The sequence below is a fragment of the Bacteroidota bacterium genome, assembly GCA_016213405.1.
GTDB lineage: Bacteria > Bacteroidota > Bacteroidia > Palsa-948 > Palsa-948 > Palsa-948.
Genome location: JACRAM010000108.1, coordinates 25,220 through 40,978 on the forward strand (window position 1 = coordinate 25,220; position 15,759 = coordinate 40,978).

A 15,759-nucleotide genomic window follows, 5' to 3' on the forward strand; every position below is an offset into this window, starting at 1 on the left:
ATAACTTTGCTCATGTTAAAAAATGATTTGATTCTTCGCGCTGCAAGAGGAGAAAAAACAGAACGAACTCCTGTTTGGCTCATGCGCCAGGCAGGAAGAGTGTTGCCTGAATACAGAAAGACCAGGGAAAAAGAAAAAGATTTCGTCTCGTTTGTAAAGAATCCAGAATTAGCTGCGGAAGTTACCGTCCAGCCCGTGGATATTTTAGGAGTTGACGCTGCAATAATTTTTTCTGACATCCTTGTAATTCCAGATGCGATGGGACTACCGTATAAAATGATCGAAGCGAAAGGTCCGCTGTTTGAAAAAACTATTCGGACAGAAACTGATGTGAATAAATTAAGAATAGCAAACGGAGAAGATTTACATTATGTGACTGACGCTATTAAACTCGCGAAAAAAGAACTGAACGGAAAAGTTCCGCTGATTGGTTTCTGCGGTGCTCCCTGGACAATTTTTGCCTACATGATTGAAGGAAGCGGTAGCAAAACTTTTTCGCAAGCGAAAAAAATGCTTTACACTAATCCGAAACTTTCACACTCGCTTCTTCAGAAAATTACAGATAGCTCAATCAATTATCTGAAAGCACAAATATCTGCGGGTGCTGACTTGATTCAGATTTTTGATTCATGGGCAGGGATTTTATCCCCGGAATATTACAATGAATTCTCTCTGAAATACATTTCTCAAATCTGCAACTCAGTAAATGGAGTACCAAAAATCATTTTCGCTAAAGACGCTTACTTCGCAAGAATGGAAATGAGCAAACTTAACTGCGAAGTAATCGGGCTTGACTGGACGATGGATATTGCAGAATCAAGAAACCTGATAGGAGAGAACAAAACTCTTCAGGGAAATGCTGATCCATGTCTTCTCTACTCCGATTTCGCTACCATAAAAAGAGAAACTGAAAAAATGCTTCGCGCATTTGGTCCGAATCGTCATATTGCAAATCTCGGTCACGGTCTTTATCCTGATATAGAAAAAGATAAAGTGAAATGCTTTATTGATACAGTAAAAGAATTCAGATTCTAAAATATGAATGTTCTCTATAACTATTTAATTCTTTCTCAGATTTTTCTTTACAGTTATTCTTGCGCTCAAAACCTAATTCCAAATCCCGGATTTGAAGATCACGACAAATGCCTGGGATTGAATACAAGGATTTCCGTATGGTCAATGCCTTCAAATAATTTTTACCATTATCTCTGCGATTGCCCTGTTCCGAAAGCCCAATACAATGGTGAAGAAAAAAATAAAGCGCATGAAGGGAAAGGAATTTCCGGAATTTGCCTCTACGGGCGGGAAGCCGGTGAATACATGATGGTAAAACTCACTCAGGCGCTTGTAGCAAATACGGAATATTATTTTTCGGGATATGTTTTGCTGGCTGACGAGAAAAAAGATAATTACGAAAACTTTAAACAACTGGAAATCGGTTTTTCAGGCAAAGATTTCTCTGTAACTAATCCCAGTTATATTTTCTTTGACCCGCAGTTATTAATACCTGTTTCCTTTGCTTCTAAAGAAAAAGAATGGATTTTTATTTCTGGAAGATTCACTGCCAGCGGAAATGAAACTAATTTGATCATCGGAAATTTTCTTCCTTCCACTCCTATTGCCGATGAACTGACCGAATACATGAGTTTGTCGCAAAGCGACAGGGAATCGTATCTGAGAAAACACAAAAAACTTGCTGACGCGATGAATGAATTTAATTCTGAAGTTATTCAGGAATCAAGGCCCTACTCCATCCGCTGCTACTTTGATGATTTATGTCTCATGCAAGTTTCTGACAGCTTAAAGGGATATTGTAATTATCCTGTCACAAAAAATTCTTCTCCTGAAATTAAACCGGAAGTAAACAAGCCGATTGTACTTGAAAATATTTTCTTTGAAACTGCTAAGTCAACTCTTCTTCCTTCCTCATTTGAGTCTCTTAATAATCTGGGTGACTGGCTGAAAAAAAATCCTTCTGCAGAAATTCAAATCTCCGGACATACTGATAACAAAGGAAATGAAGAAGAGAATAAAAAACTTTCTTTTGACAGGGCAAAATCAGTGAAAGAATACCTCGCTTCTAAAAATGCAGTCAACAAAATTGAAATTAACGGATTCGGAAGCACAAATCCTATTGCTTCCAACGATTCGGAGGAAGGCAGAAGCAAAAACCGAAGAGTAGAATTTGTAATTATAAAACAGTAATTATTTTTTCATTTATCTGTTTTCTTCTCCAGCCATTTTAGTATGTCAAACTCATCAAACGCTTTTTTCTCAAATCTGTCTTTTGAAAGCGGGAGAAGCTCTTTATGCAGCTTTCGGAACGATTCAAGAATTTCCTTTTTCGAATTCAGGTTCGCGTTCCTGCGCAAATAATTAAGTACAATGGTTTCTACCTTATACAAGCGCTGACTCTTGAGAAGAAAGCGATAAGTTGATTTGATAAAATATTCCAGTGAATCCGTATTGCCTAATTCATAATGAAGAATGAGATTGAAAATACGCGCCATCGCCTGTATGTCCTGCCGAATTTCCGGAAAACTTTCATTAATGACCTTATTAGACCACAGCAAGGATTTTCTCAGTTCACCAGCTCCGAAATAAATATACTTTATGCTGTTATGGAGGACAATTTCATATTGCTTATGAATTTTTCCTGAGAATTTTTTCAGTCCTGCTTCCGATTCTTTCGCAGTGTAAATTCCGTTTTTCACATCGCCAGTTTTCAGACAGTAGTTCATTTCTAGAATAGATGCAAAAATGAAAACAGAAAGCTGTATGTCTTCAGATATTTTTTTTCCTAAAGCTCCGACAGATCGAATCTTGTAAATGGTTTCACTCATTTCGTCAAATCGTTTCAGTTCCATCTGGGAAATAGCAAGGTTGTTCAAGGCAGGGAGATAATTTTTTACATGAATCTCCATCCATCGCGGGTTTGATTCAGCTATTTCTACAAAATGTTTCCTGTACTTATAACTTCGCTTGAGATCGCCTTTCATCTCATAGCATACTCCATTGATATAGAAGAAATAAATCTTTGCAGTAAATGAATCTGCTTTGTTCTCATCCGAAAGAATATCGTCAGAAACTATTTTGTCAAACTCCGTCAACTCGGATTCTTTCCTAAGGTGATGGGCAGATGCAACCAGCTTTGCAACTTTATTACTTAAGACACGGAGACGATTAATAGTTTTCATTTTTTTTAGCGCACTTCTTTCTTCTTCAGCTAATGCACCCATTGAATCCATGTCATACAAACGGCTTTCGATTCGAATAATCTCCGGAATAAAAACAAACCGTTCGTATTTGTATGCCAGCTTTTTTGTTTTTGTAAGTACTTTTTTACACTGCGGATAAAGCGATTTCTCATGAAGCACTTCAGCATCGATCAATAATTCCTTAATCGTCATATCAATATTTGTCTGTGAATGGTACTGCCTGAGCGATTTCTGGATGAGCGAGAAGAGATAATTCTTTTCGGAGGGAAGATGCTTGATGAATATTTCTCCTTTGAACTGATTCTTTATTTTTCCCTCATCATAGATTTTCTGTTTCTCAATCGCGTCAAACAAGCGGATGTAATTATTCTGTCCGTCTCGTGTATAAGAAGATGAGGCAATTATCTTAAAATAGCGCTTTTCCTGCATAGTAAGTGCTAAAATCAATTTATGAAGGTCATCAGAAGCTTTCACGAAATTCCAAGTTAATTAAGCAAATATAGATATTTACTATACGTACTTAATGTAATTTATGTATAACGAATTTCCAATAATAAATCAACATTGGTTTGTGTAATCCATCATTTGCACTGACATTTGTTTCATAAATAAACCCGTTTCACCTCCGAAGGAGTTCCTTCGGAATAAAATCAAAACAAATGAAAACAACTTTAACACAATTAAAAGAAGTAAGAGAAGTAACTGTTCTGTTGCTTGTCTTCATGTTGCTCATGATCTCTTTCTGGTCATTCGCTCAGCCCTGCCGTTGCGGGAATGATGGCTACACGACTTCCATTTTTCAAAACACAATTCTCGCCAGTAATGTTCAGTACACACAAAGTGCTGATGTAAATTTTGACGGAACCACTGAACAAGAAAAAATGGACATATGGTCGCCAGTTGGAGATAATTGCAACAAGCGTCCCGTAATTATTTGGGTTCACGGTGGAGGATTCGCTCAGGGAGACAAAACTGCTCCTGATGTGGTAGCAATGTGCGATTCATTTTCAAGAAAGGGATTTATCTGCGCAACCATTGATTACCGCGATGATTACTGGGGACAATTCGGACCTGTGAATGATAATTCACAAAATCCAAATCCTTACGACACCAAAGAATTCACACGCGCTGATTACCGTGCCATGCAGGATGCAAAATGCGCAGTTCGTTATTTCAAAGCAAATGCTTCTACTTATGGAATTGACACGAGCAATATTTTCATGGGGGGAACCAGTGCTGGCGGATGGACTTCGCTGATGGTTGCATTCCTGAACAAAGCTTCCGAAAAATTTTCTGACTGCAATCAGCAATCATTGGTTGCAGGAATGTATCAACGTCCTGATTTGGGAAGCATTGACGGCAATGGCGGATGGAATAATGTTTCCTCGCGCGTGCGCGGAATCATTTCCATCTTCGGTGCAATTCCGGATACTTCTTTAGTGGATGGACCAAATGACCCTGCGGCAATTTTCTTTCATGAATACGGAGATCCGGTTGTGAATTTTTATTACGGGCAACCTTATCAGGGGCAATATCCGAATTATGCTTCTTACTGGGGAGATTATTACGTGAACATGCAAATGGCAAATACTGGCGGAACTCATAAAGCGTTCTGGATTAACGGAAGTCAGCATTCTCTTTATCCTTATCGTGGATTGGTTACCAGTGAAACATCCAAATTTCTTGACTCGCTGATTTGCGCAACACCTGCAACATCTGTAAATGAAGAAGTAAATAATAATTCTTTTTCCATATTTCCAAATCCGTCAACAGGAGTTTTCCAACTCCAAACTCCGAACTCCCAACTCAGAACTTTGAAGATACAGGTGTACAATTCTATCGGGGGACAGATTCTCAGTGAAACGGTGAATCAGAATAAAAGCACCATCAATCTGTCGGATAAATCAGACGGAGTATATTTCATAAAAGTAAATTCAGAAGAAAACGTCATGACAGAGAAAGTGCTTATCTCCAGATAGTTTCCTGTTGACACCTTTTTAAAAGTCCTCAGCTCCTGCTGGGGATTTTTTGTTTTCTTTGAAAGAATGCAAAAAGGCGACAAGAAAATTATCACCGCCTGGAGTTTCTACGACTGGGCAAATTCCGTTTATCCGCTGGTTATTACATCCGCCATCTTTCCGATTTTTTATGAGAACGTTACAAAAAAAGATTTAGGCGGAATTGTTGAAATGTTCGGAAGAAAATTCGACAGTTCTGAAATATATTCCTATGCCATTTCTCTTTCGTTCCTCATCATTTCGTTTGTTTCTCCGGCACTTTCAGGGATTGCCGATTACGCAGGAAAGAAAAAACGGTTCATGCAGTTCTTCTGCTATCTCGGTGCGCTTTCTTGCGCGTCCTTATATTTTTTCGATACCGCTAACATTGCGCTCGGATTATTGTCTGTGGTGTTTGCGAGTATCGGCTTTAACGGAAGTTTGGTTTTTTATAACGCTTTCCTTCCCGAAATTGCCGAACCCAAAGATCAGGATAAAGTAAGCGCAAAAGGATTTGCCATGGGATATATCGGCAGTTCAATTCTTCTTATCCTCAATTTAGTAATGCTGAAAGTTTTTGATGTCAATGTACGCTGGTGTTTTGTTACGGTTGCTGTTTGGTGGATTGCATTCGCGCAGATTCCATTTTTTATTCTTCCCAATAATGTTTTCGGGCATAAGCCGACAGGAAATTTAATCTTTAAAGGATTTAGAGAGTTATTGCAAGTGTTTAAAGAAATCCGATTGCTTCCCCGCCTGAAAAGATTTCTTTCTTCTTTTTTTGTTTACAGCATGGGCGTGCAAACCATCATGCTCATGGCCGTTCTCTTCGCGAAAAATGAAATTATCGGATTGCAGGATTCGGATCTGATTATCAGTATTCTTCTTATTCAGTTTGTAGGGGTAATTGGTGCTTATGCTTTTTCAAAACTTTCTTCTGTTATTGGGAATATAAAAGCAATTGGCGTTGCACTTTTTATCTGGATTGCCATATGTGTGGGAACTTATCTGTTTGTCTACACTCCCTTACATTTTTACATTATTGCTGGGTCAGTGGGACTTGTAATGGGAGGAATTCAATCTTTATCACGCTCCACATATTCTAAACTATTACCCGATGAAACACAAGACCACGCATCTTACTTTTCTTTTTACGATGTAAGCGAAAAAATAGGTATCGTCATTGGGACGTTTTTGTTCGGCTATATTGAAGGATTCACAGGAAGCATGCGCAGTTCAATTCTCGCGCTCATTGCGTATTTCATAGTCGGATTTATTTTACTTTTGACCATTCCAAAGAGCAATAATGTAAAATGATAGTAGACATTTTCATCCCCTGTTTCATTGACCAGCTTCATCCGAATGTCGGGCTGAACATGGTGAAGGTTTTGGAAAAACTCGGTTGCGGCATCAATTATAACCCCGAACAAACCTGTTGCGGGCAACCTGCTTTCAATTCCGGTTACTGGGACGAAGCACGCGAAGTGGGTGAAAAGTTTATAAAGGAATTTCAGAACGACAGATATATTGTTTCTCCTTCGGCTTCGTGTGTTGGATATGTGAAAAATTATTATCCCGAAATGTTCCACAATTCTGTTTTGCATAATGAGTTCAAGCAAGTAAAAAGAAATATTTTTGAGTTCTCAGATTTTCTGGTGAATGTGTTGAAGATTACAAATCTTGGAGCTTCATTAAAAGGAGTTGCAACGTATCACGATTCCTGCGCTGCGCTGCGCGAGTACGGAATCAAGCGCGAGCCGAGAACGCTGTTGGAAAAAGTGCGCGGACTTGAACTTCGCGAAATGAAAGACACAGAAGTATGCTGCGGCTTTGGCGGAACGTTCTCCGCAAAGTTTGAACCCATTGCGGTTGGCATGGTAGAACAGAAAGTAAAAAATGCACTTGACGTAAAAGCAGATTATATTATTTCCACGGATATGTCCTGCTTGCTTCACATGGACAGTTACATCAAAAAGCAAAAGCTTGACATGAAAGTGATGCATATTGCGGATGTACTTGTCTCTGGCTGGGAATGACCGTCATTGCGAGCGGAGCGAAGCAATCTCACAGAAAAATGAAACATATTCTCGAAACATACACTTCCTACAATTTCTGGGCGAACGCAAAACTCACGGATGTTCTCAAAAGCATTGATCCCTCGCTCATTGACAAAGAAGTTGCAAGCAGTTTTAATTCCATAAGAAAGACAACGTATCACACCTGGGGTGCGGAGGAATTATGGTGGAAACGGCTGCATGGGGAATCGCTAAGTAAAGTTCCTGCCATGGACTTTAGCGGAAGTTATGAAAAAGCCGTGAAACATTTTCTTTCTGTTTCAAAAAAAATTACGGAGTTGGTGAAAGAGAAAGATGAAAACTATTTGCAAACTCCCAACACCTACAAAGACACGCGCGGAAATTCCTGGACGAACACGCACTGGCAGATGATCATGCACTGCATGAACCACAGCACTTTTCACAGAGGGCAGTTGATTACGATGATGAGGGCGGTGGGTGTTACAATAATACCCGCTACGGATATGATTGTTTATTTCAGGGAGCAAAAGAAATAATTTTGCCTCACCCCCAACCCCTCTCCTCAAGGAGAGGGGAGGTTTTGGTTGGGACTTTTATTCCCCGACATAAATGTCGGGGCTATTAATATATCACTCCTACGGAGTGAAGAAAAAATTTTAATGGCTGTGTTTCCCCGCAGGGGAAAAATATTAATAGCCCTCCGATTCATCGGAGGGAAAATGAAATGCCACAACCAACACGGCTGTTTGCGTTAGCGATTGAAGTGGAAATCCTTTGCGCCTTGCAAAGATTGAAACGGAAAGCGCGTCCCCGCACATTGAACAGCAGATTCTTCGACTCCGCTCAGAATGACAATGTGCGGGGAAACGCCCAAGACCTCTGCCATCTGCCCTCTTACATCTTACATCATTTAATATGATCCTTGAACCATTCGAGTGTGCGGTTCATGAAATCTATTTGAGCTTCGCGTTCTAAAATTCCGTGTGGCTGGCGCTTGTACACTATCATTTGCGTGTGAACTTTTTTCAGTTTGAGGGCGTTGTACATTTCTTCGCTTTGCGTGATAGGCACGCGCGTGTCGGCTCCGCCATGCACGATGAGCATGGGAGTTTTTGCGTCATTGATGTGCGCAAGCGGTGAGCGATCCCACACGAGTTCCATGTTGTCGTTCCACCATAAATCCCAATGCACGAGAGAATTTTCGTGAATGATCTCAGTGGTTCCGCTGAAAGAAATCCAGTTGGAAATTCCCGCGCCCATCACAGACGCTTTGAAACGCGCGCTGTGTTTTGTGGAAGCCCACGCGGATAAATATCCTCCGTAAGAAAATCCGCCTGTGCCAATTTTATCGTTATCCACCATTCCTTTGGCTACGAGAAAATCAATTCCGGCAAGCACATCGTCCATTTCTTTTCCACCCATATCTTTATGGTCACCTTTTGCAAAATTTACACCCCTGCCCTGACTTCCTCTGTAATTTGGCTCGAGCACAAAATATCCGTTGGCAGCATACCACTGCACGGGATACACCGAGCGTGTGTTCCATCCATTGGCGGAAACTCCCTCGGGTCCACCATGAATCTGCAAGAGCAGAGGATATTTTGTTCCTGCTTTGTAATCTTTCGGATAGGTGAGAATGCCTTCTATCTTCCAGCCATCCGCTCCATTCCACGAAACGACTTCTTGCTTGGTGAGTTTTATTCCTTTCAAATCAGGGTTGCTGTCGGTTAGTTTTTTCAAACCTCCTGAAGTGCTACCGGAATAAACTTCATACGGATTTTGCGGAGTGCTTGCGGAAAAAGCCATGACTCCTGTCTTCACATTCAGACTCATCGCGCGGATGATGGCGCCTTTTCCATAGACAGAAGTCATTTTTCCTTTCAAATCAATTTTTTTGAGCGCGGAATAACATCCTTCCACCGTGAGTGCGAGAAGAGACGTATTGCTTATCCATTTCACTTCCACAACTGAACCTTCATAATTCGGTGTGAAATTTTTTGCTTCACCGCCAGAATCAGGAACGACAAATACGCTTTGCGGAAGCGGGTCAGAAATATCCACCGCACCACAGAACGCAAGATTTTTTCCATCGGGAGAAACTGAAAGATTTCCGAGTTTGCCTTCGGTCTCGCAAACCACTTGCGGAGTTCCGCCTTCAGCATTCACTTTATAAATCTTTTGATACATGTATGTCCAGTCAATGCTGGTTTTATCAGACGCTTCAAAGAAAATTGTTTTCCCATCGGGCGACCAGATAAAACTTGTTACGTTCAGGACTTTATCTGAAATTTCTTTTGGCTTTGCGCTTGCCTCAGCATCGGTGACATAGAGGCGGTCATATTTCAAGTTATCGTCTTTTATTTCCCAGTCTTTTTTCTTTTTCTCATCTGCTTTCTCCTGGTCATTTTGAGCATCCGTATAAATGAGAGCGAGTGATTGTCCATCAGGAGAAAACGCATAATGCGACACGGAATTTTCAGCAGATGTGATTTTCTTTATGTTGACCGTTTCTGCAAATTCAGCTGAATACAATTGATTCGTTTTTGATACAGTATCTTTTGCGATGTAGAAGATTTTTTTCCCGTCTGTGCTCCATGAGATAGATGAAGGATTGTACTTTTTTTCCAAAATTGTTTTAGATGAACCTCCAGCTTTGGGCACAATCATCAAAACTCCTTTTTGCATTCCTGAGGCGTCTTCTCCCGGCACACGAAGAATATACGCAATGTCTTTTCCGCTAGGAGATATGGCAACCTCCGATACGTTGCGGATGTCAGAGATAATTTCGGGTGTAATGGTTTGAGAGAAGGAGTACGAGGTACCAAGTACTAAGTACAATGAGAGTAAAAAGTATTTTTTCATAGATAGAATTTTGAGAGCCAAAAGTAAGAAAAAGCCCCTTTCCTCCTTCCCTGCTGATTTAGAGGAATCTTTATATTCGCTTCTTATTTCTTCCAAATGAAAAAAAGCTTGATGCTCACCTTCTGTCTTCTGTCTTCTGTCTTCTTACTTTCTCAATCTTATCGTTCCGCAAATAATCCTCACTACTGGAAAAACAAAAAACCATTCGAAGGTTACTGGCAACAGGATGTAGATTATAAAATCAAAGCGAAGCTGGATGAAAAGACAAATATTATTTCCGCGACTGAAGACCTCACTTACTACAACAATTCTCCTGACACGCTGGCTTTTGTTTATTTCCATTTATATCAGAATGCATTTCAGCCGGGTTCTTATTTTGATAAAATGACCCGTGAGAATGGCGTGACTCCCGGATACGGAAAATATGAAGCGCAGAAAAAAAATACCGAGATACTTGAAATGACTTCGAACGGAATCGCACTGAAAAAAGAAGAAGACAACACGATTGTAAAAGTTTATCTCACAAAACCTCTTTTCCCGAATGATTCTGTTTCCTTCAGCATTGCATTCAATTCTTACTTTGATTCGGGCACGCAACGAAGGAGAATGAAAATGTTCAATACGTATGGCTACAAGCATTTTGACGGAGTGCATTGGTACCCACGCCTCTGCGTGTATGACCGAAAGTTCGGATGGGAAACCGACCAACATATGGAAAAAGAATTTTATGGCGACTTCGGAACGTATGATGTGGAAATAAATTTCGCTAACAATTATATTGTTGAAGCCACAGGAGAATTACAAAACCGCAGTGAAGTCCTGCCTGATGATTTGAGAAAGCAATTAGACATTTCCAATTTCAAAGACAAGCCGATGTATTCAGCGCCTTCTATTATTATTCCGTATGACAGCACAGGCAGAATGCGCAAGACATGGAAGTATCACGCCATCAATGTTCATGATTTTGCTTTCACTGCTGATCCAACTTACAGAATCGGGGAATCAGAATGCCTGCCTGCCGGACAGGCAGGGAATGGAATAAAATGCATTGCGCTCGCGCAGGAGCCGGTCGCATCGCGCTGGCAGAACGCAGCGGATTACACAGCTAAAATCATCAAAACATATTCTGAGGATTTCGGAATGTATGTGTACCCGAAAATGGTGGTTGCTGATGCGCGCGATGGAATGGAATACCCGATGCTCACGCTGGATGGAGGTTTTGATCCGAACTACAGAGATTTACTTACGCATGAGGTCGGGCACAACTGGTTTTTCGGAATGATCGGTACGAATGAAACCTATCGCGCGTTCATGGATGAGGGCTTCACGCAGTTTCTCACCTGCTGGAGTTATGAAAAAATTGACGGAAAGGAAAGAGTTGAATCTCCTTCTTCGTCAATGTATGTTCAGAAATTTTCAGAGACGGATTATGTGCGCAACTCGGAAGTATATTTCCCGTATATGATGGCTGCAATCAAAGGAGAGGAAACAAACATCAGCAAACACTCGAATGATTTCGGCACAGCGCTTCACCATGGCGGAGGTTATCAGCAAGTATATTTCAAAACCGCGGTGATGTTGTACAATCTCCAGTATGTTTTGGGCGATGAATTATTTCTGAAAGCGATGCAGCATTATGTGAGCCAGTGGAAAATCGCCCATCCTTACCCGGAAGATTTCCGCAACTCCATCATTCAGTACACGCACGTTGACCTCAACTGGTTTTTTGACGAGTGGCTGGAAACAAGCAAGACGATTGACTATGAAATTGAAGTGGTGAAGGCGCAGAAAATTCCTGGCGAATACACGATTAAGTTTTCACGCGAAGGGCAGATGCAGATGCCGATTGATTTTTCGGTGACAGATAAAAAGGATTCCGTTTACAAATTTCACATTCCGAATACATGGTTTGTGAAAAAGACAGACGCTACCGTTCTGCCAAAGTGGTTTGGATGGGATAAAATTCAACCTACTTATGAAACGAGCATAAAAATTCCCGCAGGCATCAAGCAAGTTGTCATTGACCCCACTAACCGCCTCGCGGATATTTACATGCCCGATAACAGCTACCCGAGCCAGGTGAGTTACAACTTCGATTCGCAGGTGAATAATTATCCTGACTGGACACACTATGAACTTTTTGCGCGCCCGGATGTGTGGTACAATTCTTTTGACGGCATGAAAGCGGGAATTCATGTCAACGGAAACTTCATGGATCACTATGATGTGTTTGACGCGAACTTCTGGATCAACTCAGGATTGGCACAGGGAAGCATTGACACATCGGTGAGCAGAAATTCTTTTGACAATATTTCTTACCGCCTGAATTACAAAACTGCGACAGACAACTTTGTGAAAAATTCTTCCGTTAACTTTTCGATAAAACATCTTGACGGACTGAATTCTTATTCCGCAGGATTTGAAAAACATGACAAAGCAAACGAAAATACAGTGTACGGCTCTTTCAAATCCATGATCCGCCAGCGAAAAGAAGACCTCACCTATCTTTTGTATCCTGATGAATGGGACGCGGACATGCTGAACAATACGGTGAATCTGGGATATGAACACAACTACTCTTACAAAAAAGGAACAGGGAAAATAAATCTGGACTTGCATTCGTCCACCCTGATGAGTGATTATGATTACGCGCATATCCGTTTGACTGCGGTGAATAAAAACAAACTCGGAAAATTTAATTTCAACACCCGGACTTTTCTGCAATACGGAACAGGAAACAAAGAGCCGAAAGAATCATCGCTGTATCTGGCGGGCGCGAATGGTGAAGAGATGATGGAAAATAAGTTCACGCGCTCACGCGGATTTTTTCCGGATGACTGGATGGGCTATGGCGCCAACACTAATTATTTTCAGATGGGAGGCGGATTGAACCTGCGCGGATACGCGGGCTACCTTGTTACGGAAGAAGATAAAAACGGAAGAATGCATTTTGTGTATCGGGGCAACTCGGGCGCATCCTTTAATTCAGAACTGGAGTTTGACCGGTTGTTTAAATTCATCCGCATCACCGACCAGAACGGAATTATCAAATGGGCAAAGAATACCTTCAAGCTCAACACCTATTTGTTCGGAGATATTGGCGTGATCAACTATAACACATCGAATGAAAACCTGCTGCTGGCAAACTTTCGTGCCGATGCGGGAGTTGGCGCTGCGCTGACGATTAAAAAATGGGGTGCGCTGCAAACCGTTCAGCCGCTTACCATCCGCTTTGATATGCCGATGTTCCTTAACCGGATTCCCGCAACGGAAACTGATTACATAAAGTTCAGATGGGTGGTGGGTGTGAGCAGGGCGTTTTGAAAAAATAATTTCTCCGCATCCCGTCTTTCAAATCGCTGCTGTCCGCAGAAAGTATTTACGTCATATTCTTCAACTGCAAACTGTATAAAATAATAAAGGCGAGTGTGAATATGCCATTGATGAATACTGCGAGAACAACAAACAGGTTTGAGCCGAGAAATATGAAGGGCATCATTGTCCAGAGCACTTGCGCGGTGGTATAAAAAAGAAGACCTGTTTTTTTCAGGTGCCACATCATCCATGCTCCCATCACGCTCATCACCGCAAGAAGAATAGTGGAAAGAATCATCATGGTCCAGTGGTCTGCCATGCGCTCCAGCATTGCCATCATATCATTCATCATTCCGGAAAGAAAAGGCGGAGCATTGGAATAGTCGTTCATTCCCTGCATTTGTTTCATCGTTTCCATATATGATTCCATAAAATTGGGCATCAGGAGGGAAGGAAGATTGAAAAGAATATTTAATCCTCCGTTAATGAAACTTAATATACACAGGACTGTGAGAAAGGTAGGACGTTGTTTAGTTGCAGGTTCCATTTCAAAAAAATCAATCAGTTTCACCGAGCATTCCTTCTTTCAAATCGCTGTCGGCAGGTTCTTTGCCGAGCCAGATTCCGAACACGGCTTTTTTGAAATCAAGCCCTTCAATTTCCGCTTTCAGTTTCCCCGCTTTGTATATAGAAGTTTTTTCGCCTGAATAAACAATGTCAAACACATCGCTTTTTGCAATAGGATCGCTGAACGCTTTTTTGAATTTGTCAATTTTTTCTTTGTAGTCAGCTTGTTTTCCTCCTGTAGATTTTTTAAAACCTTCTTCTACCGCTTCAATCATCTTATCGCTGGTGATGAGTCCGGATACAATGCACATGCGTATCGCCATGGAAGAGTTCGCTGAGATGATGCTGTTCGCATCTTTATTTTTTTCTGTGAGATACAATCCTGCCACATACATATCCATCCAGTATTTTTCGCGCGTGCCTCCACCGTTCAGCACTAATTTGTCTTTGCCGGCAGTGTAGCTATCGGAAAAAGTGATTCCGTTTATTTTGGTTTGCGCCTGTGAAAAAAAACAGGAAAGTGTGATTAGAATCAAAAAGATTATTTTTTTCATGGTGTTGTGTATTATGTGTGTGTATTGGCAAAAGTATTAAAACAAGGTGATAACAGTCATTGATTTTTTCAATCTTGTTGAAAAAAAAATATCACCTTTATACTATGAAAAAAATTGCCGTATTCACATCAGGGGGCGATGCACCGGGAATGAACGCCTGCATTCGCGCAGTGGTGCGCACTGCCGTATTTCACAAACTTGAAATCACTGGCATCAAGCACGGCTATGACGGAATGATTAATGAAGAATTCATTTCCATGAACGCGAAATCTGTTTCAGGAATTATTCAGCGCGGAGGAACGATTTTGAAAACAGCAAGAAGCGCAGAGTTCATGACGAAGCAAGGAATGAAGAAAGCGATGCAGAATCTTGAAAAAAATAATATTGATGGCGTTGTGGCGATTGGGGGTGATGGAACATTTCGCGGAGCGCTGGAGTTCAGCAGAATTTGTTCAATTCCATTTGTTGGTTGCCCAGGAACAATTGATAATGATTTAATCGGAACGGATTTTACGATTGGATATGACACTGCGATAAACACAGTGGTGGAAGCCGTTGACAAAATCCGCGACACAGCAGAAAGCCACGATAGATTATTTTTTGTGGAAGTGATGGGAAGAGATGCAGGGCTCATCGCGTTGAGAAGCGGCATTGGTTCAGGAGCTGAAGCGATATTAATTTCAGAAGCGAAAACTGCTTTTGAAAAACTCATTCAGCATCTGAAAGAGGGAAGAAAAGACAAAGCGTCAAAGATTGTCATCGTATCCGAACAAAAAGGTACAGGAAGCGTTTTGAAGATTGCAGAAAGAGTAAAAAAAGAAATTCCTTTCTATGACATCCGCGTTTCCGTGCTCGGGCACATTCAGCGCGGAGGAAATCCTACCTGCATGGACCGAGTGAATTCATCGCGCATGGGGTTTTCTGCTGTGGAAGCATTGCTGGGTGGCAAAAAAGGAATGATGATTGGAATCATCAATAACAAAATTGTTTACACGCCTTTTGAAAACGCGGTGAAGCACATCAATGAAGTTCATCCTGATTTGCAAAGGATGATGAGGATTCTGGCGCTGTAATTAAAGTAGGAAGCGAAGGTACAAAGTAACTTCGCCACCTCTCACACCACTGTACATGCTTAGACGCATACAGCGGTTTCATAAAGTTTTAATCGTTTGTAGTTTGCCGATAAACTGTAGTAACCTTCTTTTGCAAA

12 protein-coding genes are annotated in these 15,759 nt (G+C 41.2%); 8 read left to right on the plus strand and 4 right to left on the minus strand.

The annotated features are described in order from the left end of the window. The first annotated feature begins 12 nt into the window (after nucleotides 1-12). Nucleotides 13-1,035, plus strand: a complete 1,023-nt coding sequence (gene hemE, locus HY841_13065; GenBank protein MBI4931693.1) for a uroporphyrinogen decarboxylase — start codon at nucleotides 13-15, stop codon at nucleotides 1,033-1,035. Between the two features lie 3 nt (nucleotides 1,036-1,038). Beyond that, entirely contained in the window at nucleotides 1,039-2,205 is a 1,167-nt protein-coding gene (locus tag HY841_13070) for an OmpA family protein (protein ID MBI4931694.1), read from the plus strand. A gap of 8 nt (nucleotides 2,206-2,213) precedes the next feature. Here the strand turns inward: HY841_13070 and HY841_13075 are convergent, their stop codons facing one another. Next, the gene (locus HY841_13075) at nucleotides 2,214-3,692 is read right to left on the minus strand and encodes a hypothetical protein (protein ID MBI4931695.1); all 1,479 of its coding nucleotides are present in this window, start codon (nucleotides 3,690-3,692) and stop codon (nucleotides 2,214-2,216) included. Between the two features lie 185 nt (nucleotides 3,693-3,877). On the opposite strand from HY841_13075, the gene HY841_13080 reads away from it, so the two are divergent. The 4 genes from HY841_13080 (at nucleotide 3,878) to HY841_13095 (ending at nucleotide 7,787) form a co-directional block, all read left to right on the plus strand. Beyond that, complete coding sequence (locus HY841_13080; GenBank protein ID MBI4931696.1) at nucleotides 3,878-5,197, plus strand: T9SS type A sorting domain-containing protein; 1,320 nt, start codon at nucleotides 3,878-3,880, stop codon at nucleotides 5,195-5,197. 66 nt (nucleotides 5,198-5,263) lie between these two features. Further along, entirely contained in the window at nucleotides 5,264-6,532 is a 1,269-nt protein-coding gene (locus tag HY841_13085; protein MBI4931697.1) for an MFS transporter, read from the plus strand. Continuing rightward, entirely contained in the window at nucleotides 6,529-7,251 is a 723-nt protein-coding gene (locus HY841_13090) for a (Fe-S)-binding protein (protein ID MBI4931698.1), read from the plus strand. The genes HY841_13085 and HY841_13090 overlap by 4 nt, the downstream gene beginning before the upstream one ends. Before the next feature lie 38 nt (nucleotides 7,252-7,289). Next, entirely contained in the window at nucleotides 7,290-7,787 is a 498-nt protein-coding gene (locus HY841_13095; GenBank protein ID MBI4931699.1) for a DinB family protein, read from the plus strand. A 370-nt stretch (nucleotides 7,788-8,157) separates the two neighbouring features. Here the strand turns inward: HY841_13095 and HY841_13100 are convergent, their stop codons facing one another. After that, on the minus strand, nucleotides 8,158-10,113 hold the full coding sequence (locus HY841_13100) for a S9 family peptidase (protein ID MBI4931700.1): 1,956 nt from the start codon (nucleotides 10,111-10,113) through the stop codon (nucleotides 8,158-8,160). Nucleotides 10,114-10,209: 96 nt separating this feature from the next. Here HY841_13100 and HY841_13105 point away from each other — a divergent pair, with 96 nt between their 5' ends. Beyond that, nucleotides 10,210-13,437 (plus strand): M1 family metallopeptidase, encoded by a 3,228-nt coding sequence (locus tag HY841_13105; protein ID MBI4931701.1) that lies wholly within the window; start codon nucleotides 10,210-10,212, stop codon nucleotides 13,435-13,437. A 55-nt stretch (nucleotides 13,438-13,492) separates the two neighbouring features. On the opposite strand, the gene HY841_13110 is transcribed toward HY841_13105, so the two are convergent. Next, entirely contained in the window at nucleotides 13,493-13,975 is a 483-nt protein-coding gene (locus tag HY841_13110) for a hypothetical protein (GenBank protein ID MBI4931702.1), read from the minus strand. Nucleotides 13,976-13,985: 10 nt separating this feature from the next. Next, nucleotides 13,986-14,549, minus strand: coding sequence for a chalcone isomerase family protein (locus tag HY841_13115; GenBank protein ID MBI4931703.1), 564 nt, complete (start codon nucleotides 14,547-14,549; stop codon nucleotides 13,986-13,988). 104 nt (nucleotides 14,550-14,653) lie between these two features. Here HY841_13115 and pfkA point away from each other — a divergent pair, with 104 nt between their 5' ends. Beyond that, nucleotides 14,654-15,622, plus strand: coding sequence for a 6-phosphofructokinase (gene pfkA, locus HY841_13120; GenBank protein ID MBI4931704.1), 969 nt, complete (start codon nucleotides 14,654-14,656; stop codon nucleotides 15,620-15,622). Nucleotides 15,623-15,759: the final 137 nt, after the last annotated feature.